25 protein-coding genes are annotated in these 26,691 nt (G+C 57.1%); 15 read left to right on the forward strand and 10 right to left on the reverse strand.

What is annotated here, in order from left to right:
• Positions 1-303: 303 nt before the first annotated feature.
• Positions 304-2,214 (reverse strand): DNA topoisomerase III, encoded by a 1,911-nt coding sequence (locus BMX75_RS17040; RefSeq protein ID WP_092830763.1) that lies wholly within the window; start codon positions 2,212-2,214, stop codon positions 304-306.
• Between the two features lie 172 nt (positions 2,215-2,386).
• On the opposite strand from BMX75_RS17040, the gene BMX75_RS17045 reads away from it, so the two are divergent.
• Positions 2,387-3,634 carry an ABC1 kinase family protein gene (locus BMX75_RS17045; protein WP_092830765.1) on the forward strand — a complete coding sequence of 416 codons (1,248 nt, stop codon included), beginning with the start codon at positions 2,387-2,389 and terminating at the stop codon, positions 3,632-3,634.
• Here BMX75_RS17045 and BMX75_RS17050 read toward each other — a convergent pair.
• On the reverse strand, positions 3,631-4,224 hold the full coding sequence (locus tag BMX75_RS17050) for a GNAT family N-acetyltransferase (protein ID WP_092830767.1): 594 nt from the start codon (positions 4,222-4,224) through the stop codon (positions 3,631-3,633). The two genes, BMX75_RS17045 and BMX75_RS17050, sit on opposite strands and share 4 nt — an antisense overlap.
• A 153-nt stretch (positions 4,225-4,377) precedes the next feature.
• Between BMX75_RS17050 and BMX75_RS17055 the strand changes: the two genes are divergently transcribed.
• Positions 4,378-6,207: an SEC-C metal-binding domain-containing protein gene (locus BMX75_RS17055; protein ID WP_092830769.1), complete on the forward strand. Its 1,830-nt coding sequence runs from the start codon at positions 4,378-4,380 to the stop codon at positions 6,205-6,207.
• A gap of 3 nt (positions 6,208-6,210) precedes the next feature.
• Here BMX75_RS17055 and BMX75_RS17060 read toward each other — a convergent pair whose 3' ends face one another.
• A complete protein-coding gene (locus BMX75_RS17060) occupies positions 6,211-7,578 on the reverse strand; it encodes an AmpG family muropeptide MFS transporter (protein WP_092830771.1) in 1,368 nt (455 codons plus the stop codon).
• 98 nt (positions 7,579-7,676) lie between these two features.
• Here BMX75_RS17060 and BMX75_RS17065 point away from each other — a divergent pair, with 98 nt between their 5' ends.
• From BMX75_RS17065 to BMX75_RS17110, 10 genes are all read left to right on the forward strand, one after another.
• Complete coding sequence (locus tag BMX75_RS17065) at positions 7,677-8,195, forward strand: FKBP-type peptidyl-prolyl cis-trans isomerase (RefSeq protein ID WP_092830773.1); 519 nt, start codon at positions 7,677-7,679, stop codon at positions 8,193-8,195.
• A 205-nt stretch (positions 8,196-8,400) separates the two neighbouring features.
• Entirely contained in the window at positions 8,401-10,752 is a 2,352-nt protein-coding gene (locus tag BMX75_RS17070) for a putative monovalent cation/H+ antiporter subunit A (protein ID WP_092830775.1), read from the forward strand.
• Complete coding sequence (locus BMX75_RS17075) at positions 10,745-11,176, forward strand: Na+/H+ antiporter subunit B (protein WP_092830777.1); 432 nt, start codon at positions 10,745-10,747, stop codon at positions 11,174-11,176. Before BMX75_RS17070 ends, BMX75_RS17075 begins: the two co-directional genes overlap by 8 nt.
• An 18-nt stretch (positions 11,177-11,194) precedes the next feature.
• Entirely contained in the window at positions 11,195-11,542 is a 348-nt protein-coding gene (locus BMX75_RS17080; RefSeq protein WP_092830779.1) for a Na+/H+ antiporter subunit C, read from the forward strand.
• Positions 11,539-13,140, forward strand: a complete 1,602-nt coding sequence (locus BMX75_RS17085; protein WP_092830781.1) for a Na+/H+ antiporter subunit D — start codon at positions 11,539-11,541, stop codon at positions 13,138-13,140. Before BMX75_RS17080 ends, BMX75_RS17085 begins: the two co-directional genes overlap by 4 nt.
• Entirely contained in the window at positions 13,137-13,610 is a 474-nt protein-coding gene (locus tag BMX75_RS17090; protein WP_092830783.1) for a Na+/H+ antiporter subunit E, read from the forward strand. The genes BMX75_RS17085 and BMX75_RS17090 overlap by 4 nt, the downstream gene beginning before the upstream one ends.
• Positions 13,610-13,879: an MrpF/PhaF family protein gene (locus tag BMX75_RS17095; RefSeq protein WP_092830785.1), complete on the forward strand. Its 270-nt coding sequence runs from the start codon at positions 13,610-13,612 to the stop codon at positions 13,877-13,879. Before BMX75_RS17090 ends, BMX75_RS17095 begins: the two co-directional genes overlap by 1 nt.
• Positions 13,872-14,276 (forward strand): monovalent cation/H(+) antiporter subunit G, encoded by a 405-nt coding sequence (gene mnhG, locus BMX75_RS17100; RefSeq protein ID WP_092830787.1) that lies wholly within the window; start codon positions 13,872-13,874, stop codon positions 14,274-14,276. Before BMX75_RS17095 ends, mnhG begins: the two co-directional genes overlap by 8 nt.
• A gap of 123 nt (positions 14,277-14,399) precedes the next feature.
• On the forward strand, positions 14,400-14,900 hold the full coding sequence (locus BMX75_RS18275) for a hypothetical protein (RefSeq protein ID WP_245748632.1): 501 nt from the start codon (positions 14,400-14,402) through the stop codon (positions 14,898-14,900).
• A gap of 3 nt (positions 14,901-14,903) precedes the next feature.
• Positions 14,904-16,052: a GGDEF domain-containing protein gene (locus tag BMX75_RS17110; protein WP_245748634.1), complete on the forward strand. Its 1,149-nt coding sequence runs from the start codon at positions 14,904-14,906 to the stop codon at positions 16,050-16,052.
• On the opposite strand, the gene BMX75_RS17115 is transcribed toward BMX75_RS17110, so the two are convergent.
• From BMX75_RS17115 to BMX75_RS17140, 6 genes are all read right to left on the reverse strand, one after another.
• Complete coding sequence (locus BMX75_RS17115) at positions 16,036-16,470, reverse strand: group I truncated hemoglobin (RefSeq protein WP_092830789.1); 435 nt, start codon at positions 16,468-16,470, stop codon at positions 16,036-16,038. The two genes, BMX75_RS17110 and BMX75_RS17115, sit on opposite strands and share 17 nt — an antisense overlap.
• A gap of 20 nt (positions 16,471-16,490) precedes the next feature.
• Positions 16,491-17,351 (reverse strand): DUF3034 family protein, encoded by an 861-nt coding sequence (locus tag BMX75_RS17120; RefSeq protein WP_217639894.1) that lies wholly within the window; start codon positions 17,349-17,351, stop codon positions 16,491-16,493.
• Between the two features lie 27 nt (positions 17,352-17,378).
• Positions 17,379-19,706, reverse strand: coding sequence for a bifunctional diguanylate cyclase/phosphodiesterase (locus BMX75_RS17125; protein WP_092830791.1), 2,328 nt, complete (start codon positions 19,704-19,706; stop codon positions 17,379-17,381).
• Positions 19,707-19,742: 36 nt separating this feature from the next.
• Positions 19,743-20,414, reverse strand: a complete 672-nt coding sequence (locus BMX75_RS17130; protein WP_092830793.1) for a cupredoxin domain-containing protein — start codon at positions 20,412-20,414, stop codon at positions 19,743-19,745.
• 118 nt (positions 20,415-20,532) lie between these two features.
• Positions 20,533-21,066: a transglycosylase SLT domain-containing protein gene (locus BMX75_RS17135; protein WP_092830795.1), complete on the reverse strand. Its 534-nt coding sequence runs from the start codon at positions 21,064-21,066 to the stop codon at positions 20,533-20,535.
• A gap of 52 nt (positions 21,067-21,118) precedes the next feature.
• Positions 21,119-22,855 carry a proline--tRNA ligase gene (locus BMX75_RS17140; RefSeq protein ID WP_092830797.1) on the reverse strand — a complete coding sequence of 579 codons (1,737 nt, stop codon included), beginning with the start codon at positions 22,853-22,855 and terminating at the stop codon, positions 21,119-21,121.
• Positions 22,856-23,036: 181 nt separating this feature from the next.
• Here BMX75_RS17140 and BMX75_RS17145 point away from each other — a divergent pair, with 181 nt between their 5' ends.
• A complete protein-coding gene (locus BMX75_RS17145; RefSeq protein ID WP_092830799.1) occupies positions 23,037-23,471 on the forward strand; it encodes a hypothetical protein in 435 nt (144 codons plus the stop codon).
• Between the two features lie 2 nt (positions 23,472-23,473).
• On the opposite strand, the gene BMX75_RS17150 is transcribed toward BMX75_RS17145, so the two are convergent.
• Positions 23,474-24,889 carry an amidase gene (locus tag BMX75_RS17150; protein WP_092830801.1) on the reverse strand — a complete coding sequence of 472 codons (1,416 nt, stop codon included), beginning with the start codon at positions 24,887-24,889 and terminating at the stop codon, positions 23,474-23,476.
• Between the two features lie 388 nt (positions 24,890-25,277).
• On the opposite strand from BMX75_RS17150, the gene BMX75_RS17155 reads away from it, so the two are divergent.
• Positions 25,278-26,315, forward strand: a complete 1,038-nt coding sequence (locus BMX75_RS17155) for a restriction endonuclease (RefSeq protein WP_175474765.1) — start codon at positions 25,278-25,280, stop codon at positions 26,313-26,315.
• 143 nt (positions 26,316-26,458) lie between these two features.
• A partial coding sequence (locus BMX75_RS17160) for a transposase (RefSeq protein WP_139197180.1) occupies positions 26,459-26,691 on the forward strand: 233 nt, incomplete at its 3' end.

Consider the following 26,691-nt stretch of genomic DNA (forward strand, 5'->3'; position numbering starts at 1 on the left):
GAAGATAATTCCGATATTTGATACCGAAGCACTGTCACCATTTAGCAGGCGAAGTTAGCCGCCGTGCTGGCAGAAAAGGGTTTGGAGTTGCGCCCTGGGGGATAGGGCAGAGTCAGTGTCAGACAAACCGTCACCACTTGTTTATATCTGGTGACAGTTTGTCTGATGCAGGGCCTTCCGCTTAGTCACTAGCATGGAGGATTGAAACTCGATAGTGAGGCCTCTCGCACATAGTTTGAATGAGGTTTCGGACTAAGACGTCAGGTGCCATGTATATGGTTATAAGGATTCGCCTGTTGACTATCAGCCTTGCTTGGCAGGGGGGCGTTTCACGTTTCCTCTACGCTTTCTCGGCTTGCCTGAGCGCTTCGCCGGGCTTCCGGCTTCTCCCTGTGCCGTTTGCAGGCTCTGCCTGAGTTTCCCTGCATCGCTATGGTTGAGCAGGCCACGCAAGTCATCCAGTAACGCCTGCTGAAAGGTGTTGGCGTCGTCCTGCTGTTCGGCGATGGCGCGCAGTCGCTGTTCCCAGAGTGCGGTGCGTTCGGGGGTGCTGACCGCTTCAGGCAGGGCGGCGATCAGGGCGCTGCCGAGCTTGGTGGCGCGCAGGGCCTTTTGCTGGCGTACCAGATAGCCGCGCTGTACCAAGGTTTCGATAATACCGGCGCGGGTGGCTTCGGTGCCCAGGCCGTCGGTGTCGCGCAGGGTGCGCCGCACGGCAGGGTCGTCCACGTAGCGGCCGATGTTCATCATTGCCTTGATCAGGCTGGCATCGGTGAAGGGTTCCGGCGGGCGGGTTTCCTTCTCCTCAACGCCTGCCCCCAGCGCCTGGCAGGCTTCTCCTTGGGTGAGCGGCGGCAGCGGCGGGCTTTCATCGCGGGTGGTGAACAGCGGTTTCCAGCCGGGGTCGAGGATGCTCTGGCCGCGAGCGCGGAAGGCCTCATCAAGCAGCGTAAACTCGGCCTTGACCTCAAAGGTGCGCAGGGGACGGTAAAACTGGGCCATGACGTTGCGTACGATCAGTCGGAACACATGGCCTTCGGTGGCGGAGAGCTGGCTAAAGTCGGCCGGTTTGCCGCTGGGGGCGATGGCGTGGTGGGCGCCTACCTGCTTGTCGTTCCAGGCCTTGGAACGTAGCGAGAAGTCCGCGCCTTTCAGCCACTGTTGAAGCGCATCGTCGTTCTGGCAGGCGCCGCTCAGGCTACGCTGGGCTAGCGGAAGGTGCTCTTCGGGCAGGTAGCGGCAGTCGGAGCGCGGGTAGGTAATCAGCTTGTGCTGCTCGTATAGCCGCTGGCAAATATCCAGCACCACCTGTGCGGAAAGCCCGTGACGGCGGGCGGCATCGACCTGAAGGGCAGACAGCGAGTAGGGCAGCGGCGGTGCCTGGCGTTTCTCCTGCTGGTCGAGCTTTGTCAGTTGACCTGAGGCGCCGGGTAGCTGCGCTGCCAACGCATCGGCGGGTTGGCGGTCGATCAAACGCCCCTGATCATCAAGCGGCTGGTGTTCCTTGGGCACCCACCAGGCACGCAGCTGGCCCTTGGCGACCTTGAGATCCACCCATAGGGGATAAAACGGATGGGGCACAAAATTACGAATGGCGTTATCGCGGCGCACGATCAAGCCCAGTACCGGGGTTTGCACACGGCCCACGGAAAGCACGCCGTCGTGGCCCGCCTGGCGGCCGGTGAGGGTCCAGGCGCGGGTCAGGTTGATACCGTACAGCCAGTCAGCACGAGCCCGGGCCTGGGCCGCCTGGAACAGCGGCTGATACTCGGCATTGGGTCGCAGGCTGGCAAGCGCGCGGCTGACGGCAGGCCTGTTGAGGTCGCTGATCAGCAGCCGTTGTACCGGGCCGCGGTACTTCATGTAGTCGATCACTTCCTGTACCAGCAACTGACCTTCGCGGTCCGGGTCACCGGCATGAACAACCTCGTTGGCCTGTTTGATCAGCTTGCGAATCACCGCCAGTTGGCCTCGGGCTTTTGAGCGCGGCATCAGTTTCCACTGCTGCGGCACAATGGGCAGCCGGTCCAGTCGCCACTGTTTGTCGGCGGGGTCGTAGGCTTCCGGTGCCGCCTGTTCCAGCAGGTGGCCCAGGCACCAGGTCACCGTGGTATCGCCGCAACTGATCGCGCCTTCCTGGCGCCTGGCACTGCCGGGGAGCGCCTCGGCAATCGCTCGGGCAAGGCTGGGTTTTTCGGCGATAATCAAGCGCATACGGGCATGCCTTAAATTGTGTAACGTAGGAATATGGTAACAGACACCGTATGCCGGTGAGCATAGTGAAAGGTTGTCTGGAAAATGATATGTGGCGATTCTTCGTATAGCTTTTGTATAATTTAACCGGATTGCGTAAGCTGCATGTCAGATGGTCAACGAGGCGACTTAAATGCGAGATCGCGGAAGAACACGACGTTTGATGGGGTTGGGTGCACGCACCGGCGGAGCGCTGCTCAAGACACGCTTGGGTGGCCAGGCAGACTGGCGGTCCCTGGGCGAGGCGCTATTCGAGGGTCTCTCCGAGCTGAAGGGCCCGGCCATGAAGCTGGCGCAAATCATGTCCCAGTGGGATGACCTGCTGCCGCCGGATCTTGCCGAGGAGCTGGCGCGCCTGCAACGCCAGGCGGAACCAATGCCCTGGCCGCGCATCCGCGAGGCGCTGGTGATGCAGTACGGTGATATTGAACAGCATTTCCAGGCAATTGAAGAGCGCCCCTTTGCCAGCGCTTCCATGGGGCAGGTGCACAAGGCGGTCACCCATGCTGGCGAGACGGTGGTACTAAAGGTGCAATACCCTGGGTTGGCGGATGTACTGGAAAGAGATCTCAAGCAGGTCAGGCGTATCATGAGCCTGGGCCGCTGGTTCAAGGTTCCCCAGGCGCGGCTGGATGCGCTGTTTGAAGAGCTGGCGGCGGGGCTGCGCGATGAGCTCGACTATCGTGCTGAGGCCGACGCGATGGCGCGCTACCGCGAGCGTTATCAGCAAGACGCGCGCCTGGTCATTCCTGAGCCGCTGTTTGATCTATCCGGCCAGCACGTGCTCGCCATGCGCTTTGTTGACGGCACCCCGCTACGTGAGCTGGAGAGCGCCGACGATAATACTCGTCAGAAAGTCGCATCGGCCCTGGCGGACTGGATCACTGAAGAGTTGTTCACCTATGGCGAGCTGCACGCTGACCCGCACGCGGGTAACTTTGCGGCCGATGACCAAGGTCGACTGGTGATTTACGATTTTGGCGCTGTGATTCCGGTGCCCGAGGCCCGCCTGAAAGCAATGATGCAGCTCCTCGATGCGACCCTTGCCCATGACCCGATGGCGATGGATGAAGCGCTGATGCAAATGGGCGGCCGCCAGGGGCAGGGGGCCCCCTTGTCGCTTTACCGCGAATCCGCTGAGTGTGTGGCGCCGCTGTTTAGCCTCGGTGAACAGGACTTCAGCGATGTGCGTGTCCATCGCCGCCTGCGCGAACTGACGCCCAAGGTATGGGCGGCCATGGACCGTCTGCAGCCCCCCGCCGATACGCTGCTGCTTTCCCGCGCCCTGAATGGCCATTACTGGAACCTGGTGCGCCTGCGGGCACGGCTCGATATGCACTCGCGGACGGCACCCCTGCTTGAATGGGTCCGAACGGCTTAATCGAGACGCTTCATCCAGAACACCATCGTTTTGTGGCTCTCTTCATTTTCGCCGATGTCTTTCCAGGCGAAAGTGGTAGTGAGTTCCGGGTGACGTTGGTACCCCTGGGCATTCCAGAAGCCGTGCAGCGGACGATAGTTGGATGGCTTGAGCGGGTGGTCGGCGGGGCGCTCGACAGCGCAGAAAGCGGCAATATCAAATCCCTTCAGCTTGGCATGCGCCTCGCGTTCGGCCATGAAGCGTTTGCCAATGCCGCGGCCACGGTAAGCGTGAAGCAACACCGATTCGCCGTAATAAAACACGCTCGCGGGGGTAATGCCGTTAGCCTCGAACGGGCGGCGGAACTCGTCGACTTCATCGGCCAGGGGCTGTCCGGTGGCGGCACCCACCAGTGAGTCGCCGTCGAAGGCCAGAACGAAGAGGCTGTCTGGATTATCCGCGTAGCGACCCAGGTAATCCGCTTCGTAGCTTAGGTCGCCATCGTACAGATAGGGGTAATCACGAAATACCTCGATGCGCAGGCGTGCCAGTGCCTGGACATGAGGCGTTATTTCGGCGCCCTGGCAGGTGGTCAGTGTTAGCGTGTCCATTGGTTTGCTCTCCTGATAAAGCGTTGCTTGGCTGGGTAAAAGGGCTGCCTGCTGGCAGCCCTTGGCGATCTTGCCAATCCTCTCTGCGTGCCCCCAATGGTCATGCTAGACTATGTCGCTTTTCAATAGGGTCTTTTATAAGTGGAGACGGCAATGCTGGCGGTATGGGTCGATCAGCTGCTGGGATTTGCCTCCGGGGCACTCTCGGCAATCAGGCAGGATGAACACTATCCCGATTTTATGACCTGGGTGCGTGCCGAGGGGGCGGAATATTTCAATGGTGATCTGGCGACGGCCCAGGCGCTTGCCCCTATTTTATGGTCGCAAACGCCACTGGAACGGCTGGATTTTGCCTGCGAGCCCCTGGCCACGCCCGGTCGCAACGAACCCTGTTGGTGCGATTCAGGGCACAAGTACAAGCAGTGCTGCGCGCAGGTCGAATTCCCCACCGAAATCCCCGAGCAGATGATGTGGATGCTTTCACTGCGCGAGTGGAAGGGCGCGACCCTGAAAGCCGCGCTGGAGAGCCAGCGCGCGCTGCCCCAGGCACTGCTCGAGGCCGGGTTGATTGCCGCCGAAAGTGGCCAAAGCGGCCGTGCCATGCAGATTCTTGAATCGCTGTTCGATGGCAGCGACTGGTCGCGGCTACCGGAGCAGGCAGAGCCCGCGTTCGAAATTCTGCTGGATATTTACCAGGAGCGCGGTTTTACCCGCAAGCGCGCCGACCTGCTGGATGAAGTATTGGAACGCGGGCCGCTGTTTCTGCGCGGGGTGGCACTTGAACGGCTATGCCTGACGCACCTGGACAACGATGACCTGGATAGCGCCCGTGCAGCCTTTGTCAAAGCCCAGCAGGCATTGCCTGACTCGCCGACGCTGGCGTATATCGAAGCCATGCTGTTGTTGCATGAAGGGCACGAGCGTGAAGCCAAGGAGCGCGCCAATTTCTGGTATCGCCGCTTGGTCCGGCAGGGCGATCTTGACGACGATCAGCTGGACTTCCTGGCGGCGCTTGCCGACAACCCCGGTGCGACCCTGGCGGATCAATTGCTCAGCGCTGAGGAAGACCTGGCAACGCCGTTGATTTCATTGCAGGCGCTGCTCGCCGCGCTGCCCACTGCGCCGAAGATCGACATCACTCCAAATCCTGATACCGGGCATCTGGAGTACCACGTCAGCGCACGCGAAGCGACGCTTTTTGCCGCCTGGCACGAGCAGTTTCAGGTCATGGTTGACGATGAGGTCGCGCTGGGGTTCCGAGGCGACCCCTGGGGCAATGCGGTGGAGTGGATGTCGGCATTGTGCGCCCATCCCGAGTGGCTGGATGCGCCGCAAGTGGTGCAGGACCTGACGCTGGCCCTCACCAGCCGTTTTGGCAGTTTGCCGTGGATGGCGCCCAGTCTGCTCGCTCCGCTTGCCAAGCGTCTCTCGCGCTGGCTGACCCAGGCACGCGCTGAGGGCGAAGGTAGCCTGCGCTGGGACGATGCCAATAACGCCATCCTGTTGCGCATTGGCCTGGCCCTGGTAGTGGGCATGGAGCGTGGCGCGCGTCAGCATTCACGCGAACTGGCTGAAGAACTTCTGGCGATCGACCAGGAGGACAGCCTGGGGCTGAGCGAACTGGTGCTGGACCAGCTGCTGCGCGACGACCGCAATGAAGAGGCGCTGGCGCTTACCGAACAAGCCAGCAGCGATAGCTCGCTGGAACTTGGGTTGCTGATGGGTCGCACGCTGGCACTATACCGCCTAGGCCATCACGAAGCCGCAGAACGTTCGCTCAAGGAGGTGGTCGCCCATAATCGCCATACGCTGGATATGATATGCGCTGAAAACCCGCGCCCGGTCATGCCGCACTCCGATGGTCAGGTTGACCCCGGGTCACGCGCCGAGGCCTGGCAGTACCGCACGCTAATGCGTGATCAGTGGCGGACGACCCAGGGAGCGTTGGACTGGCTCGATGCCCATCGCCCTGCGAGTCGTTAAGCGTTAGCGGGCGGCCGTAACGGGGGCGGGAACGAGCTGCTTGTCGCGGTTGATCCAGATGGCCAGCAAAATGGCGGGCAAGCCGAGCAGGGTGGCCAGCACAAAAAAACTGGCATAACCCTGGTCAGTCACCACGAGCCCGCCAAAGCCGCTGAGGAACTTCCCGGGTAGCGTCATCAAGGATGAAAACAGCGCGTACTGGGTGGCGGTATAGGCGCGGGACGTCAGGCTGGAGAGAAAGGCGATGAATACCGCGCTGGCCAAGCCGTTGGCGAGGTTGTCCCCGGTGATGGTGAGTACCAGCATGGGCAGTTGATCGCCGATCAGCGCCAGGGCCGCAAACAGCAGGTTGGTGGCCATGACAATGCCCGCCCCAAAGATCAGCAGCGGCCCAATGCCGTAGCGCGCCACCAGCAGCCCGCCGAGAATCCCCCCCGCAATACTCATCACGATACCGAATACATTGGTCACGTTGGCGATGGTCTCCAGCGAAAACCCCAAGTCGATGTAGAGCGGGTTGGCCATCGAGGCCATGGCCAGATCGCTGATGCGAAACACGCCGATAAACACCAACAACCACAGCGCCTTGATCCCATAGCGGCGGAAAAAGTCGGTGAACGGGCAGACGATGGCGCCAATCACCCAGGCGCCCATTCTGCGCAGTATTTTGGGCTGGCCACGGCTGGCACGAATAAAGGCCCGCACCTTGGGTTCGTGAATCAATTGCACCGTCAACGAGGCGCGCTTGGGTTCCGGCCGCAGCAGCACCGTTATCACGCCAATGCCGACCAGTGCTGCCATGGTCAGGTACGCCACCTGCCAGGACACCGCCGAGGCGACATACAACGCCAATGCACCGGCGGCGATTAACCCGCCGCGATAGCCGATGATATAGGTTGACGCCATCGCGGCTTGCATATCGTCGTCAGCGGATTCAATCCGAAACGCATCGATGGCGATATCCTGAGTAGCGGAACCGAAGGCCACCAGCAGTGCGAAGGCGGCGACCCAGCCCAGATTGCCTACGGGGTCGAGCCCGGCAAGGCCGATGAGCCCGCCGGCGATCATGGCCTGGGCGAGCAGCATCCAGCCGCGTCGCTGGCCAAAATGGCGGGTGAGTACCGGCAGCGCCAGACGGTCGACCACCGGTGCCCAGAAGAACTTGATCGAATAGAGCATACCTACCCAGGCGAAAAAACCGATCGCCGCGACCTCGACGCCGTCGCTACGCAGCCAGGCGGAAAGCGTCGAGAATACCAGCAGGAAGGGCAGTCCGGCGGAAAACCCCAAGAACAGCATGGTAATGACCGGGGCGCGCAGGTAAATCGCCAGGGCAGCGCGCCAACTGCGCTGGGGTTTAAGGGTGGGCATGAAATGCGACTCCTGGGTAAGACGGTGACAGCGGCCGGATGATAAGCTGTGCCTACGCTTGGACACACGGCCAACAGCTTACCGGAGAGGAGTTTTGTATGTCGATTTCAGCACATCAGGTGGTTACCTTGCACTATCGTTTGCATGACGTGCTGAACGATGGCGGCGAGCAATTGCTGGATGATTCACAGGCGCGGGACAAACCGCTCGAATATTTGCATGGCCATGACAATATTCTGCCGGGGCTTGAGCGTGCCTTGGAAAACCAGCCAGCAGGTGCCGAGCTTAACGTAACACTAGCCCCGGCAGACGCCTACGGGGTTTATAACGAGTCATTGATACAAACGGTCAGCCGTGCCTCTTTCGGTAATACCCAACTTGAGGTGGGCAGCCGTTTTCAAACCGAGGGGGAAGCCGGGCCGCAGATCGTGACCGTGCTTGGCCTGGATGGGGACAGCGTCAGTATCGATACCAACCACCCGCTGGCAGGCCATACGTTGCGTTATCAAGTCTGGGTGCTGACCGTCCGCGAGGCGACGCGGGCCGAATTGGCGAAAGGCCACCCGCTACCGCCGGGTACCGCGCACGACAAAGTGGAAGATCGCAAAGTTCTGTAGCCAGGGTGCCTTCAAAATCACAGCGTTGGTGATGTGCGTTACGCTTTAACGAGTCAAATAATATCTTGAATGCTAGGATGTTTGTACAATTCTGGCGGTCGGTTTTATGCCTACCGCATTCACTCATGCGTTAGGCTGCGTTGTTGCCAATGGAAAACTCTGGTTGGTATCTAGATCAGAGTCAACACACAGGAGTTACCGCTAGATGCAACTCGCCTTGTTAATGGGATTTGTATTGGCGGCGGCATCGCCGCTGCTCAATCGTTGGTTTGGACAGCGGGCAAGCCTGGTGATGGCGATATTTCCTGCTTTCCTCGCCGCTTGGTTGATTAGCCTTGCGCCATCGGTCGTCAATGATGGTCCGATGTTACTGGAATGGCAGTGGGTGCCTTCGCTAGGCATTAGTCTTAGCTTCTTGCTTGACGGGCTGTCGCTGCTTTTTGGCCTGTTAATTACCGTGATCGGTACTTTTGTGCTGGTTTATGCGGGCGGCTATCTTAAAGGCCATGCTGATATAGCCCGTTTTCATGTGGCGCTGGTCGCTTTTATGGCGTCAATGCTGGGGCTGGTGCTGGCAGATAGCTTGTTCACGCTATTCGTTTTCTGGGAACTGACCAGTATTACCTCCTACTTGCTGATTGGCTTCAACCATACCGATATTGAAGCCCGTAAGTCAGCTCGCCAAGGACTTTTCGTCACCGTTGCGGGTGGGCTGATGTTGATGGCCGGGTTGGTGCTGTTGGGGATCGCATCAGGTAGCTGGTCGCTCCATGAGATTAGCCAGATGGAAGGCGATCTGCGGCAACATGCGCTTTATACACCAATGCTCATCTGCCTGCTGATCGGTGCCTTCACCAAGTCAGCCCAGTTCCCCTTCCATTTCTGGTTGCCCAACGCCATGGCGGCACCAACGCCTGTATCGGCGTATCTGCATTCGGCGACCATGGTAAAAGCGGGTATTTATCTGCTGGCAAGGTTACATCCCGAGCTCGGTGGTACAGCATTATGGGTAGGGATCCTTTCCTTGGTGGGCGCGACTACAATGCTGACCGGCGCCTTTTTAGCAATCCATCATACCAATATTAAAAAATTGCTGGCCTATTCCACCATCATGGCATTGGGTACTCTGACCATGCTGTTGGGCATCGGCACTGAATACGCCATGACGGCATTTGTCACTTTCTTGCTGGCGCACTCCATGTACAAGGGGGCGCTGTTCATGGTGGCCGGTATTCTGGATCATGAGACCGGTACCAAAGACGTCACGGCCATGGGCGGGCTGCGTAAACTGATGCCGGTGACGGCAGCCATCACGATGGTGGCGGCATTATCGTTAGCCGGTGTCCCGCCATTGTTGGGCTTTATCGGTAAAGAGCTAATGCTTGAAGCCGCATTGGGGGCGGGTAGCTTTCGGCCATTGATCGTTTTGTTTGCCTTTGCCTCCGCCGTACTCACCATAGCCGTTGCCGCTATCATTGCGCTGCGGCCGTTTTATGGTCAACGTCAGTCGACACCTCAAGACCCCCATGAAGCGCCGCTCAGCATGCTGCTGGGCCCGGGTCTGTTGGCTTTGGGGTCGCTTCTAGTCGGATTGGCGCCGGGGTTGCTGGGCGGTAATGCCCTGTTGACGTCGGCGGCTATTGCGGTGTCCGGTCAGTCGATGGACGTCTCCTTATCGCTTTGGCATGGCATTAACCTCCCGTTGATCATATCCATTATCAGTCTTGGTCTTGGCTTTTTGGTCTTCAAGCGCTGGGGGGGGGTGCGTTCGAAACTGGCATACCTCAACCCCATCATGCGCCGTGGCCCTGAGGCAGGTTATGAGGGCTTTATGAACGGTGTGGTGCTGTTTTCCGAGTGGCAAACGCGATTGCTGCAAAACGGCTATATGCGCAACTATATTCTCGTCATGCTGACCGTGCTGATTGCCCTGATTGGTAATTCGATTCTATTGCGTCATTCTCCGCAGCTGGCATTTGAGCTGGATGTGCATTTCCACGAAGTCATCGTGGTGGGTACCATGGCGATGGGGGCGATATTCGCCACGATTTCCCGATCAAGGTTGGGCGCGGTGGTGTCAGTCGGCATCATGGGGTTCTCCATTGCGTTGGTCTTTATTCTGTTCAGCGCCCCTGATCTAGGCATTACCCAACTGCTGGTGGAGACGTTGACCGTCATCCTGCTGGTATTGGTGCTCTTCCGCCTTCCGCGTTTCTCAAATCTCTCCACCACCCTGGAGCGTATTCGCGATGGCGTGGCGGCGGCCTCGCTCGGGGTGCTGGTCTTCCTGTTGATCATGACGGCCTGGAGCATTGATCAGTTTGAGTCGATTTCCACCTACATGGTGGAAAACAGCGTGCCTTTGGCCCATGGGCTGAATATCGTTAACGTGATCCTGGTCGACTACCGTGCGCTTGATACCTTGGGTGAAATGTTTGTTCTGGCGCTGGCCGCCATTGGTGTCATTGCCATGTTGAGGCTGCGACCCGTTGAAGACGACGACAGCTCTGCTGTCAATGGCGGCAAACCAAATGCAAAGGAGCCGTACGATGGTTAAGTCAGGCACCATTATTCTTAATACGGCGGCCCGCTTTCTGATGCCGTTGCAGTTGATGTTTTCGGTTTTCCTGTTGCTTCGCGGCCACGACGAACCAGGCGGTGGGTTCATCGCCGGCCTGGTGGCAGCCGGGGCCTTTACGCTTTATTTGTTTGCCTTTGGCGTCAGCGCAACCCGGGAGCTGCTTCGCATGGTCGACCCTCGGGACTTGATTGGTGTGGGGCTATTGTTTGGTATGGTGTCCGTGCTTCCGGCCTGGTTCATGGGGCAGCCGTTCCTGACGGCCCAGTGGTGGACAATTCCGGTTATCGACTTTAAAGCCTCCACGCCGCTTATTTTTGATGTAGGCGTCTTTTTGGCGGTACTTGGTTCGGTGATGGGCATGGTCATGGCGCTGATGGAGGCCGATAAGGATGAACCTTAAGTTAATAAGAGGCGATATATGGAACCGCTAATGGCACTGGCGATTGGGCTGCTTTATGCCACCGCTGTTTTTATGATGTTGCGCCGCTCCATCGTCAAGTTGGTAATTGGCTTACTGTTGCTTTCCAACGCGGCGAATCTGTTGATTTTTACCACGGCGGGAATGACGCGGGGAGCGCCGCCATTGATACCCGAAGGTCTTCAACAACCGTTGGGTGAGGTCGCCGACCCGTTGCCCCAAGCGGTCGTGTTGACCGCCATCGTGATCGCTTTCGGGGTGCTGGCCTTTGCCGTGGTGTTGATTCGGCGCGCCTATGAAATTGTCAAAGCCGATGATTTGGACAAGATGAAGGAAACCGACACGTGAGGCCTGAAGTTGCACTGCCCGTCCTGCTGCCGCTCCTCTCCGGTGCCATATCGCTGCTTTTCTGGCGTTCGCGCCCCATGCAGCGGTTTATCGCCGTTGCCGGGAATGTAGCGTTACTCGTCGTTAGCCTCTGGCTGTTTGTTGCCACACTGTCTGACGGCTATATCACCATGCAGATGGGCAATTGGCCAGCGCCGTTTGGCATCACGCTGGTGGCCGATATGCTCAGTGCCGTCATGGTGCTGCTCACAGGCATTATTGGCCTGGCGATGGGAATCTATTCGCTGGCCACGACGGGGCGTGGCCATGAAAAGTTTGGCTACTATCCGTTAATGCACCTGTTATTGGCAGGGGTTGCGGGGGCATTTTTAACCGGCGATATTTTTAACCTTTATGTGTGGTTCGAGGTCATGCTGGTGGCCTCGTTCGCACTGCTCACGCTAGGTGGCGAACGCGCGCAGATGGAAGGGGCGATTAAATATGTAACGCTCAATCTGTTGGCGTCGGTGATTTTTCTAACCGCCGTGGGGCTCTTGTACGGTACCCTGGGTACCCTCAACATGGCCGATATCGCCTTGCGTCTGGATGTTGCTGAGCATACCGGGATGGTCGAGGTGCTGGCGGTTATGTTCATGGTGGCGTTCGGCATCAAGGCCGCGGCGTTTCCGCTTTTCTTCTGGCTTCCTGCTTCTTACCACACGCCGTCGGTGGCTGTGTCAGCATTGTTTGCTGGTCTGCTGACCAAGGTGGGCGTTTACTCCTTGTTCCGTGTCTTTACGCTGATGTTCGATCAGACCATGGGATATTTACAGGACATCATGTTGTGGGGGGCCGTGTTCACCATGGTCACCGGTGTCTTGGGGGCAGCGGCTCAGCACGAGTTCAGGCGCATCTTGTCCTTTCATATTGTCAGTCAGATCGGCTACATGATCCTTGGGTTGGCACTGTATACGCCGCTCGCCATTGCCGGCGGTGCCTTTGCCATCATGCACAATATTGTCGTCAAGACGAACCTGTTTTTGATCAGCGGTATTACCCATCGCCTGCAAGGCACCTATCAACTGAAGAAAATGGGCGGGCTTTATCGGGAACGGCCATGGCTTGCCGTTGCCTTCTTTATCTCTGCCTTTTCTTTGGCCGGTATTCCGCCTCTGTCAGGTTTTTTTGCCAAGTTTGTACTGGTTCGTGCCGGCCTGGAGGCGGGCGCCTATGTTGCCACCGGGTTTGCCCTCGCGGTGGGGCTGATGACACTTTATTCCATGGTCAAGATCTGGAACGAGGTGTTTTGGAAAGCGTTACCCGAGGATAACCTCGTACCTAGTTCGCAAACGCCAGTGGGCGATGATGGTCGGCTCGTAAAACCCAGCTTGTGGATGATGTACTTGCCAGTTGGGGTTCTAGCCCTGATGTCCTTGCTGATTGGCTTGTTCGCAGAGCCGGTGATGAATGTCATGACCGCGATAGGGGATCAGTTGACGACGCCTTCCGGCTATATTGAAGCGGTGCTGGGCGCTTCGGTGAGTCCTGAAGGTGCGTTGGCCTCACCCGGTGAGATTCAGGCTGAGGAGACAGAGAATGGTTCGGAGGACTTGCCATGACCGGTGCAATTTGGAACCTGCTGCTAGGCTTGGCATGGGTGCTCCTCAGCGGTGACTTTACAGGACTCAATCTGCTGGTTGGGATGATATTCGGCTATCTTGCTTTGGTGCTTCTGGAGCCTCAGGTAGATGCATTAAAGGGTTACCCGGCCCGTATACCCAGGTTCATCAGCTTCGTCGGCTTTTTTATCAAGGAACTGGTGCAGGCGAACCTTCGTGTCGCGTTCGATATTGTCACTCCGCCTTGGCATATGAAACCTGGTGTTATCGCGTTGCCGCTCTCGGCACGTACGGAAATGGAGATCACCATGGTAGCCAACTTGATCTCGCTAACCCCGGGTACCCTCAGTCTGGATGTATCCGATGACCGCAAAGTACTCTACATCCATGCGATGTTTCTGGACAACGAGGACGAGCTGCGGCGTAACCTAAAAGATATGGAACACCGTGCTCTGGAGTTATTTCGTTAATGGAAACCGTTATCTTAATTAGCCAAGTCATCATGGGGTTAACGCTCCTGTTGACGTTTGTGCGTGTCGTGCGCGGCCCGAGCCTGCCAGACCGGGTGATGGCTCTGGAGCTTTTTTCAACTACGGTTGTGGGGCTTGTCGGGGTTTACGCCATTCAGTCCGGTGTGGCGAGTTTTCTTGATGCGGCGATAGTGATTGCCCTGATGGGGTTTTTGGCCGCGATTGGTTTTGCCCGCTTCCTGGAACGTGGGGGGCCACGGGATGATTGATTTTATAAAAGGTGCTTTGCTCATTACTGGGGCGTTGTTCATGCTTTTGGCTGCGGTTGGCTTATTGCGATTGCCCGACTTGTTGACACGCATGCACGCCACCACCAAAGCGGCTGCGTTAGGTGTGATTCTGATCATGCTGGCATCAGCCATGCACTTTGCTGAGGTGGGTGTCGTCGCTCGCTCGTTTGCCATTATCGTGTTTATCTTGATGACAGCGCCGGTGGCAGCCCACGTCATTGGGCGGGCGGGTTACTTTGTGGGATCGCGATTGTGGAGCGGCACGGTCAAGGACGAGCTGAGACCCAATTATGACCCCTTGACCCATGAGCTGAAAAGCGGTCTCGAAACCCAGGAGAATGCCAAACGATACCCCCGCGATTCAGACCCTGATTGACCTGCCGTCCAGGAAGGCTTCGAAGCCTATTGTGTTCGGCGTAAGTTCATCGTGATTGAAAGGTAAAGGGAATTTGGAAGTGGTACAGTCGGTCCCATTGCCAGCAACTGAGAAGTTCCCGCTATGGATGCTGCCGTTTTCAAGCGTTGTCTACGCCGCTCCCCCTTAGCTCAGTGGGCGCTAGGGGCGGGTATCGCCGCTCTTCTGATGCCTGTCGCCAGCGTGGCGCAAACGCTACGATTGATCGACGGTGACATGGTCAAGGAGGTCGATGTCGAGCAGCTTCGCCAGTCTTCAGACAGCCACTTTCAAGTGTTTGACCCTTATCAGGGAGAAAATGTGGCAATGCAAGGCATGCCGTTTGCTGAATTCCTTGCCCGCCATTTTGGCCGTGTACCCGACAAGCTGCGCTTTACTGCCTGGGACGGTTACGAGGTCACCCTAGGCGGCTGGGATGATCCCAACTGGTATCTGGTGACGATTGAAAATGACAAACCTTTGACCCTGCGGTCAAGGGGCCCGGTGCGGCTGGTAGAGCGGGAATACGGTGACCGGGACGTTAACAGCTTGCGCGAGTTCAACGACTGGATCTGGATGATTCGCAGTATCGAAGCGCGTGGGTAAATCATGAAGCCAACCCTTGACTCATCACGGGACATTGATGGTAAAGGCCCAGCCAGCAGCAAGCGGCCCGTTCGCTACATCAAATGGCTATCACTCAGCCTGATGAGTTTCATGGCCTTGATGGTATTGATCATCTATGAAGCCCGTTGGGTGCTTCCCGAGATCCAGACTTACTTCAGCCAGTCGGGAAATCTGACGGGCCAGCAGTTGGCTACACGTTCCCGGCACTATTTACAGGATGCCCAGGCCCGTCTGCTGGACATCCCTGGGCCCGAAGAACGGGCAGCGGCGATAACCGACATTGAGTTGGCCTACGGGTTGTTCGACGTGGATGTTTACCATCAGCACTACGACTGTACGTCGCCCAGTTTAAGCGTGCTGGATGAGACGGTGACCGCGCTTGAAAACAATAATGTGTTACCGGTGATACTCGCACGAGAGCTTCTCGACCCGATTGCCTGCCTGACGCGCATCGAAATGGGGCAGTTGGATCTCCGCGGGGAAGCCATCAATTCCTTTTCGGACAGAACCCGCTGGCACAACCAGGTGCTTATCTATACCAGCCTGCTGATCTTCGCCTTTGGCCTGCTGTTCTGGTGGCTACATGATCGGCAATTAAGACGTACAGAAAAAGCGACGCAGGAAACGCTGCGATGGATGGAGCGCGCCATGCGCGATCCTTTGACGGGCATTGGCAATCGCAGCGCACTCCACCAGGACGTCATGCAGCAGGAACAGCAATCGCTTGGTCTGGTGTTAGTGGATATCGACTTTTTCAAACAGTATAACGATACCATGGGGCATCCGGCGGGCGACGCCCTGTTGCGCCATCTTGTGCTATTAATTGCCGATGCCTTGCCAGAAGAGGCGACCCTCTATCGGCTGGGCGGCGATGAATTCGCGGCGCTACTGCCTTGCAAGGATGTTGATGCACTGGGTCGTTACTGCCAACAGCTTCACCTGCAAGTGCAACAGTCAGCGTTCTCCCACGCCGCCCACCCGAACAAAAAACAGGTGACGCTGAGTATCGGGGCAACCTGCTTTATTCCGTCGAGAGTGGGCTTCCCCCGGGCCTATGAAGCCGCGGATAAGGCCCTTTATCAGGTGAAGACGGCGGGTCGGGATGACTGGCACATCATTGCAATCGCATGACATCATCGTACAGCGGTGCCAATCGCCCCAAAAGCTCGTTTTGCGCTGCCAGCGGAACACCTTCCTCTGCCATTGCGTCGGCCAGGTACTCAACCACGCGATTGAAATGCGCATCGTTGATGCCCATGTGCTGGTGTGCGCGATCCATGGGCGGCCCCTCATATTGGCAGGGGCCGTCGCTGATATCGCATAGTTGGGTGGCGAAGGCCTCCGCAAAATGGTCGATGTTGGTGTTGGCAAAAAAGACCACGACCTCGGGGTCATCTGCCACGCGATACAGCATGTTCTCGACCACGCGATCGATGGTCTGCATGCCGCCGAGCTGCGTATAAAGCGATGGTTGGGTCGCATCCTGGGCCGCACAACCTGTCAGCCAGAGTGCCATCAGTAGCGGGGTGGCGCAGCGGTGAAAACGCATGATGGAGTCTCCTTGGCGGGTCAAAAGGTTGCCTGAAGCGACGCGTAGGCGCCATTCTGCGAAGGCAGCCCGGCAATATCGCCCAGTGATAACCAGGCAGCGGTCAGCGATACGTGCTTGTTGAAGAAGTACGCGCTATACAGGCTTTGCCAGTCGTCTTCACGGGCTGCACTAAGCCGATCAGGCTTTTGTCGATATTCCATTCCCACGACCCATTTAGGTGTCAAAAAGAGTCCCAGGCTGCCTTCGGCAACCCATTCGCGGCCGCCGTTATCGCCGCCAAACCCCAGCAACCCGCCTTGATTGGCGTTGGTATTGCGCAGCGTGGCATTCAGCAACAGGTTGCGCCCAGCCACGGCGTTGAACACCAGTTTGCTGGCACTTAAATAAACGTCGTTGCCCTGGCCGTGCTCAGCACCCAACGCTTTGGGGGTGCTGTCATCGGCCAGGTTCTTATGTTGAACGCCCGCGCTCCAGATCCCCCAGGGGTGGTACAGCACATCGCCGAATAAGCGTACCTTGGCTCCGACAATGGTTTGCTCCAGCTCGCCGCCTAAGGTTTCGAGATCCAGGGTTTGGCGTGCCGCAGAGAGCTCGACGCGATCGTAGATGTTGGCGCTGGCGGCCTCTACCGTTAAGCGATAATCATCCAGCCAGGCCCGCGAGACGGTTGCCGTTGCACCGAATTCCTGCTCACTGGCGGTACTGGTAAGCACGGCCCAGGGCGAGAGGCCACCGCCAGCGGCTCCCTCGATAGCGCCCACGCCACCGGTACCTATAAGACGACTGCCAGCAAGGGAAGAACTGCTTATTGAAAGCCCGAGGGCGATAATAAGCAGCCGCATGCCGTTTGCTGTTGCCTTGGGGATGAAAGTGGACATGGGCAGGCTCTCTCGGTAAGTACGCGGTTAATGTATGAAGGTGAAGGTTTCGGCGCTTTTCAGCCAGGGAATGACCTCGTCACTGGGCATGGGTTTGGCGATCCAGTAGCCTTGTAGATAGTCGCAGCCCAGGTCATTCAGCAGGGTGGCGCTAGCCGCATTTTCAACCCCTTCAGCCACAATGCTAAGCCCCAGGCTGTGACCCATCTCGATCGTCGAACGCACAATCGTCAGGTCGTCTTCCTGGGAGTCGAGCTTGAGCACAAAGGACTTGTCGATCTTGAGCTCGTTGACCGGCAATCGCTTGATCTGGGCCAGGGAGGAATACCCGGTGCCATAGTCGTCTATGGCGATGGACACGCCGAGACGGCTCAGTTCGTCCAACGTCCTGGCGGCGGCATTGATATCCTGCATGACGGCACTTTCGGTGACCTCCAGACTCAATTGATCCGCGGCTAAATCGTGGCGGGCCAGCAACTCGGCTAGCTGCTCCGGAAGCTGGGCGTCGGTGACATCGCTGGCGGATAAGTTGACAGCCACGCTGATTCGCACGCCTTGCTGCTGCCACTGGTGGAGCTGTGAGGCGATGTGTTCAAGCATCCATTGGCTAAGCTTGCGAATGTTGCCAGAGCGTTCGGCCAGGCCAATGAACTCATCCGGGGGCACAAACCCAAGCGATGGGTGACGCCAACGCATCAGCGCTTCAAACTGGCATACCTTTCCATCACGCGTTGCCACTTTGGGTTGATAGGCCATCCAAAGCTGGTTGTTGCTCACCGCGTCGCGAAGATCATGAATCAGCGTCAACTGGCGTAAGTGGCGTTCGTCCTGGCCTTCGGCGTAACGCTGGTGGGCATCCGGGTGATGACGTGCCATGTCGAGAGCAATATCGGCGCGCCGGAGCAGCAACTGGGCCTTTGCACCGTGTTCTGGATAACTCACCTCACCCGCAGCCAGTGAAAGACCGATTGACGAATTATCCAGGTCAATGGGCGTGGACAGTGATGCGAGCTCACTGATGCGCCACTTTGGCGTGGTGTAAGGCTGATTGATCAGCAGCAAGAATTCATCGCTTGCCAGGCGATAGGCGGATTGAATAGGAGAGGTCAGCGCTTTCATACGGTTGGCGAGGGTTACCAGTACATGGTCGCCCAGTTCGTAGCCGAAGGTATCGTTGATGTTGCGAAAGTCTTTAATGGCCAGGCGTAGCAGGGTGAAGGGGTGACCGTCTTCAATGCGGGCATTGATGTCTTCCAGCGCACTGATGCGATTTGGCAAATCGGTGAGCAGGTCATGGCGTGACTGGTGCCGCAGGATCGCTTCGCGTTCGGCAATATCGTCTTGCATCGAGCGCAGCGTTCCGGCGAGCAGCCCGGTTTCGCTTTGGGATGATTCTGCCGGGACGTCGGTGACCCGTTCGCCTTGACCGATTCGTCTGGCTACGTCGGCCAGCGCGACAAGCGGGCGGCTGATACTCCGGGCACTCCAGGCCGCAATGGCGATCGTGAACAGCAGTATAAGCGCCACGATAACCAATAGCTGCCACTGTAGGTCGTCGTAGGCCGCTAATAATTCGTTACGTGACAGCTGAATGAGCGCAAACGTTTGGTTCTTTGAGTCCTTATAAAGTTCGCTGGCGTAGGTAAGATAGCCATCGTCAGGCGTCATCTGGCTGGTGTCTGAGTACGCCCCGGCCTCAGCTGCATTACTGAACTGACTTAACGGCTCGGCTGCTTGTGGGGAATGCGAACTGGCTAGATACGTTGGTGTCTGGCCAGAGGTGTAATTGACCACGCTGATGTCCAGACCGGTGAGGGCATTGATTTCCTCGACGACGGCGTCGTCAATCAAAAAGCCCATGCCCACCCAGCCGATCACGTTGGGCGCTTGAACCGGCATCATGACAAGCTCATAGGGTTCTCCATCAGCGATCACGACGCTGAACGCAGAACCCTGTTGGCGAGCGGTTTCGAACAGCTCGGGAAAGGGCATGGGCGTTTGCGAGGGATGGTGGCTGCTGGCCAGCAGTTGGCCGTCCAGGTCGCTTAATAGCACGATGTCTGCATCAGCCCGAGTGCCGTGATTAACCAATACGGACTGAAGGGTTTCACGGTCCTGCGACGCGACCGCGCTTTTAAAGCCAAAATCATCGGCCAGGATGGCCACGTTATCGCGTAGCTGATCGCCGCGTCTTTCGAGCAACTGGTCGAGAACGCGGGCACCTACTTCCAGGCGCTGGTTGCCCTTGGTCAGGGCATCTTGCTGGGTGGCTCGCAGAAACGCGAGGCCGGTGGCCAGCTGTGAGACCACCACCACGGTTAACAGTACGAGCATTAAACGGGTACGAAAGCGCATATTGTTATTATCGGGCCCTCAAGTTGTCGCTGGGCACTAGGTGGCCTCCTTGAAACGTTGCTGCAACGGCGACAGCTTTTCGGGAGGCTTCGGTGTGGCGCGGAGCTCCAGCGGGACCGACAACTGCTCGTCTGAGGCAATTTCGCCTTCCCACCAACGCTGCTGGCTATCGTGGAGTCGCTGGTGCCAAACCCTTACACGATGCTGGCCAGATGGCAACGATGGCAGACTGACCTGCCCTCTGTCATCGGTCATGGCATAAAAGGGGGCATTGCTGACCACAATGAAGGCCTGCATGTGATCATGAATATTACAGCCCAGGACCACCACGCCAGGCGTATCAAAATGCACGGGCGGCGGCGTCTCGTTCAGATAAAGATTCAGATCAAAGGTTTTGGCGTCTGAAAAAGAAAACACATGGTGACGTGTTGTGTCTTCATTGGGAAACGCGACCTGGCTATCGACAGGTACTGCCAACACCTCGGGATGAAAGGCCGCATTCCGCTGGTAAATGTGCTCTACGCGGGTATCGCGTGACGCCGAGTGTGGAAAATAGACTTCCACCACGGCGTTGGGCAGCGGTTCACCATGACTGTCAGAGACGCTGATACGGGTATCACTGGCAAGCGTATCAGGGCTGATATTGAGAAGAGCAAGCGAGGCGGCACTGCATAAAAGCGCCCGATACGCATGTTTGAGAGATACCATAAGCTTCCTTGGTTAACAGAGCCGGATATTGAACCCCTATAATGCGAGTTTATGCCAGGAAAGTCATGCCACTTACTTAACGATAGGCCCACAGGTATACCTCGAGCAGGCATCAGGCTTATCGCCAGTGGTCATGCCAGGTACGCAGTACCCGTTCCGGGTACCAGGTTTTGCCTAAGCTGCCGTTGTAACGGGCCAACGCCCGGGTAAAGTCGCCCTGCTCGACGGCGAGATAGTGGGCCAGGATCGTACAGCCATAGCGCAGGTTGCGCGTTGGGTTCGTCAAGTCATCCATCGGCAGCCCCAGCTCTTCGATCCAAAACGGCATGATCTGCATGAGGCCGACGGCGCCCGCGGATGATACGGCCTGTGTATCGAAGCCACTTTCCACCTGAATCAATGCCAGAACAAGCTCGGGCGGTAGCCTGGCAAGGCTTGCCTCCTGGTAGACACGGGTAAGCAGCTTGCGGCGCTCGGTGGGTGCGCTGATAAAGTCAGCCAGATGGCCGTCCATACGCTGTCGCCACTGGCGCATCAGCCATTTTTGTTGGGGTGTCTGATGACGCTGGTGGGTATCCGCCAAGGTCGGGCGAAGGGATTCAGGCAATGGCTCGGCCTGGACGGGCGGGCCGATGAGGACACTGGCGGCCATACAGGCCGCCAGTGTCAGCCGCGACGATCGTCGGGCGCGGCAGGTTACGCGTCTATTGACCGTTGGGCGCAAGACCGGCTTTTTCTCGCAGGAAGTCGATAATCTGCTCGGCAGGCACCATGGTGGCATCGCTGTCACGGCGGCCTTTGTATTCGAGTTCGCCGTTGTCCAGGCTGCGGTCGCCAATGACCAGGCGATGGGGAATGCCCATGAGTTCCAGGTCGGCAAATTTAACCCCTGGGCGCGTGTCGCGGTCATCCAGCAACACATCCAGGCCAGCGGCACTGAGCGCTTGGTAAAGGCGCTCAGACTCTTCGCGCACCCGCTGGGACTTGTGAGCATTCATGGGGACGAGCGCCACTTGGAAAGGGGCAATGGCATTGGGCCAAATGATGCCAGCGTCGTCATGATTCTGCTCGATAGCAGCCGCCACCACCCGGGTAATGCCAATGCCATAGCAACCCATCCAGGGGTGGCTGGTTTTACCATTATCGCCGAGCACGTTGGCATCCATGGCTTGCGAGTATTTCTGGCCCAGTTGGAAGACATGGCCCACTTCGATACCGCGCTTGATCGACAGCGTGCCCTGTCCGTCTGGTGAAGGATCACCTTCAACCACATTGCGCAGGTCGGCAATCTCTGGCAAGGGCGTGTCGCGCTCCCAGTTGATACCAAAATAGTGTTTGTGGTCGGTATTGGCACCGGCACCAAAATCGCTCATCAGTGCCACGCTGCGGTCGATGATGATGGGCAGCTCGAGGCCTACTGGGCCAAGCGAACCGGGACCTGCGCCAACCACGGCGCGAATTTCTTCCTCGCTGGCCATGGTCAATGGCGTTGCTACCTTGGGGTGGTTCTCCGCCTTGACTTCGTTCAGCTCGTGGTCACCGCGCACCAGCAGGGCGATGAGCTGGCCATCGGCACCCTTCACGATCAGTGTCTTGATGGTTTTCTCGATGGGCAGACCAAACTGCTCGACCAGCGTTGCGATGGTTTTAGCGTCGGGCGTGTCGACCAGACGCATTTCTTCCTTGGGGGCTTCGCGCGAGGCATTGCTATTCAGCGGGGCAGGTATTGCCTCGGCTTTTTCCATGTTGGCAGCGTAGTCCGAGCCATCGGAGAACACAATATCGTCCTCGCCCGAGTCGGCCAGGACGTGAAACTCATGCGACCCCGTACCACCGATCGAACCGTTGTCGGCAATCACCGGGCGGAAGTCGAGACCCAAACGGGTGAAGATGCGCGAGTAGGCATCGTACATACCCTGGTAAGTTTCCTTGAGCGATGCCTCGTCCAGATGGAAGGAGTAGGCATCTTTCATGATGAACTCCCGCGAGCGCATGACCCCGAAACGCGGGCGAATCTCGTCGCGGAACTTGGTCTGGATCTGGTAGAAATTGATCGGCAGCTGCTTATAGCTGGCGATTTCTTTGCGCACCAGGTCTGTGATGACTTCCTCGTGGGTAGGGCCAACGCAGTAGTCGCGGGCATGGCGGTCTTTAAAGCGTAAAAGCTCAGGACCGTACTCTTCCCAGCGACCGGATTCCTGCCAGAGCTCGGCTGGCTGAACCGCGGGCATCAACACTTCCTGGGCACCGGCGTTGTTCATTTCCTCTCGTACGATGGTTTCCACTTTACGCAGCGTGCGCAGGCCCAGCGGCAGCCAGGTATAAAGGCCCGAGGTGAGGCGGCGGATCATGCCCGCGCGCAGCATGAGCTGGTGGCTGATCACCTCGGCGTCCGCCGGGGTTTCTTTCAGGGTGGCAATGAGTAGTTGGCTGGCGCGCATGGGCGAGAGCATTCCTTGTTGATGGGGTGGACCCGTTATCGTTCGTTGCGACATTGTACGGCCAAGCGGTTAAGGCGGCAAAATTGCGCTGAGATTACCCAAGCTGACTTATCCGTTCGGTGTGCTAAAATCAGCGGGTTTTAACCCTATACACAATTGATTATTAACGGGGAGACCCTGCATGCAACGCACAGTTAACCAGTGGTTGAAGGGGGCCGTCATTGGCGCGGCGGTTGTCGCCATCAGCGGTTGCGGAACGCTTTTTCACCCGGAAAGAAAAGGTCAATTGGGTGGCGATATTGACCCTGCCGTGGCAGTGGCCAATGGCGTTGGGCTGCTCTTCTTTATTGTCCCCGGCGTGATTGCCTACGCCGTGGATTTCTCCAATGGCACGATTTACCTGCCCAGCCGGACAAGCAGCGATATCGAGATGCAGTCGCTGGGTGACGACATGGACATAGCCTCGCTGGAAAAGGTGCTGTCTGAACAGGCTGGGCAGCCGGTGACGCTGAAGAATGAATTGGTCAAGGTCGAACAGGTGGATAGCCTCGAAGAAGCGCTGGCCATGGTGCGTATGTCGGGCATCATGGATGACGATCGTCTATCGGCGATGTAATTTCAAGCGTTTTGAGGGAGGTTGGGAACAGAGGGGAAACGCGGCGGATGTGCTTCCATGAAGGCATGGCAGGCGCGAAGTACCCGCACATCGTCGAACTTGCCGCCGGACAGTTGAAAACCTACCGGCAGGCCGCGGTCAGTAAAGCCGCAGGGAACCGAGGCAGAAGGTTGCTGGCTGAGATTGAAGGGGTAAGAGAACGGTGCCCATTCTTCCCAATCGCGCATGCCGCTTCCCGGCGGGACCTCCCGGTTGATGTCAAACGGCATGACGGCCACCGCTGGCGTCATGATCAGGTGGTACTGCTGATTGAAATGCTCGAGTCGCCGGGTCAGTTCGGCCCTGTCCGACAGCGCATGAAAGAGATCAAGGGCGCTCCACGTTTCGGCTTCGCGAGCATTGGCCACCATGCCCGGGTCGAGCTGGTCACGCTTTTCTTGATCCATTTGCTGCCATTGGGCCAGGGAAGCGGTGAACCAGATCTTGCGGAAGGTATCCAGGGGTGATGTGAAGTCAGGGTCCACTTCGACGATTTCAGCACCCAATGCTTGCATTTTATGGGCGGCTTCTTTCACCTGGCTGGCAATCTGCGGATCGACATTCGCGTAGCCGAGATCGGCAGAGTAACCAATGCGAAGCCCCTCGAGACTTTTATTCAAATCGCTTCCCCAGCAGTCGGGCTGACCTCTGGTCGCATAAGGGTCGCGATAGTCATAGCGTCCCATCACGTTCAGCATGCTCGCCGCATCACGTACCGAGCGGGTTAACGGCCCCAGGTGTGAAAGCGTTGGCTCTTGGGCTGGCGGCCATTGAGGAGTCCAGCCAAAGGTAGGCTTGAAGCCAAATACGCCGGTAAAGGCAGCGGGAATGCGAATTGAGCCCCCCGAATCGCCGCCCTGGTGAAGGACACCCATGTTAAGGGCGGCCGCTGCGGCGGCTCCCCCTGAGGACCCGCCGGGCGTCAGACGGGTATCCCAGGGGTTACAGGTGGCGCCAAAAACACGATTATCGGTGACGGCTTTCCAGCCAAATTCAGGTGTGTTGGTCTTGCCGAGAAAAATTGCACCGGCCTCGCGCAGCAGCCGCGCAGGCGGCGCATCGGTATCGCAAAGTGCCGTCGAGGACGTCAATGAACCCGCACGGCAGGGCATGCCCGCCACTTCGGTCAAGTCCTTCATTGACACTGGAATCCCATCAATAGGGCTCAGCGGTTTCCCCTGTTGCCAGCGACGAGTCGAGGCTTTGGCAGCCTCTTCGGCGCCTTCAGCATCCACATAGACATAGGCGTTGACAGCCTCGTTAAAACGGTCAATGCGACCCAGGGCGGCGCGAGTGGCTTCAAGGGGGGATGCCTTTCGCGACTCGAAGAGCTGGTTGAGAGTTTGCGCATCTAAGGTGCCAAGGTCCGTATCACTCATTTCACTCTCCTTGTTGGTCATGACTCAGAAGGGGCTCTCCAAAGCCTAATGTACGGGTCGATCAGCGTCTAACCCACCTCACGCACTACTTATCACCCAAGTCGGCTACCGGTACATGCCCTGTGATAAGTGGCGGACAAAAATTCCTTCCAAGGCGTGACCTAAGCTAAATTTATGAATAGAGTGTGATGGAACAAAGCAAAGCAAGCGGGCACGCGAATTTTGTATATGCTGCCAAGTGGCCAGGTTGATGCATTGTAAAACAATGGGTTATAGGGGGAGACTTGCTTGATAATCTCAATAAATGCATCGGCACTTTCATTGAGATTGTTCAGTCGGACGTATAATCGCTGTTAGGCCTATCGATTGATCATTATTGGGAGTGAAGGTGTTAGATTTCGGAGAACTACCAAAGGATGGGACGAGATTCGAGCAACTCGTTCGAGAGATTTTATTAAAGAAGGGGCTAAGACCTCATTGGACTGGAGTTGGGCCAGATAGTGGGCGTGACTTATTAGTAGAAGAAGAAATGAATAGCCAAATAGAAAATACGAAACGGCTTTGGCTCGTTGACTGCAAGCATTATGCAGCATCCGGAAAGGTAGTTGGCATAAATGATGTTACCGATATTCGTGACAGGTGTGAGCGTATCGGAACACAAGGATTTCTTTTAGTTTGTTCAACAACTGTTTCATCTGAGCTTTCACGAAAACTCGATGAAATAGACAAAAATACCGGTATTGCCACAAAAGTTTGGGACTCAATAACGATCGAGAAATTGTTGCTCAACCCAGTTTCTTATTCGGTAGCGCAGCAGTTCTTTCCGGTTTCATTAGCATCACCAGCGTGGAGAATGTTCTACACTGAGCGAGAAGAGCGTTGGATGGCGCACTTTGAGGGCTACTTTCTATATGTTGAAAGCCGCTCTGGGATTGAGCCTCCATCACTAGTTGCCCTCGAGTCGATTGTGCGTGAACTTGAAAACGTGGATCTTGGCAAAAATGAGTCCCTTCGAATTCGTGCAATCTGGCACGATACGCCCAATGGTCCTTTCTATAGCGTTGCTGCTGATTATCTGGTTCCGTGTGAAGAACCGCCAGCTATGTCTCCCTCCGATATTATGAATCAGCTTGACGAGTGCTGTGTTAACGGTGGCCACGTTGTCTGGCATATCAAACTTCAAATAACGATACCTCAGTCAGACTACTATTCTCCTGATGATCCTGAATACTACACTTTGTTTAAAAAGCCTCTTTTTCATGCGTTTTACGGAATCGGTGACCTGTCTGAAATGACAGAGTTTGATAGGTGGACAAATCAACAGCCGCCTTTGATCAGAACGTTCAATGATCAATTAATCTGGAGCAACGAAAAAGAGAAATTTGGTTACACTAGTATGGGCGGTTTGGAATGCAGGGTTCTTTGAGCCTAACCAGTAGCGTCAGTCGGACCGTTTTGTCACGCTGCGCGCAACAAAACGGCCGCTGCGCATGGCGTTGAGGCTGTAGAAAAACCCCGCTGGCCCCTAAGTTTTGATAGGATCGAGGAAACAGACGAGGAGTGGTCAGCATGCCGCGCTTCAAGGCTTATAACTACGATCAGAACGCCATGGTGGTGATCAATTACCAAGATCAGCTCCAGCCAGGCACCTTCGAACACGCCGTACACTACCTGATCGAGCACAAGCTCGATTTATCCGTTTTCCATCCCAAGTATCGAAACGACGCGACCGGTCGGCTGGCCTATGATCCGGCCATCTTGTTGAAGATCATCCTGTTTGCTTACTCAAAAGGCATCACCTC

It is taken from the genome of Vreelandella subterranea, from assembly GCF_900111305.1.
GTDB classification, from domain to species: Bacteria; Pseudomonadota; Gammaproteobacteria; order Pseudomonadales; family Halomonadaceae; genus Vreelandella; species Vreelandella subterranea.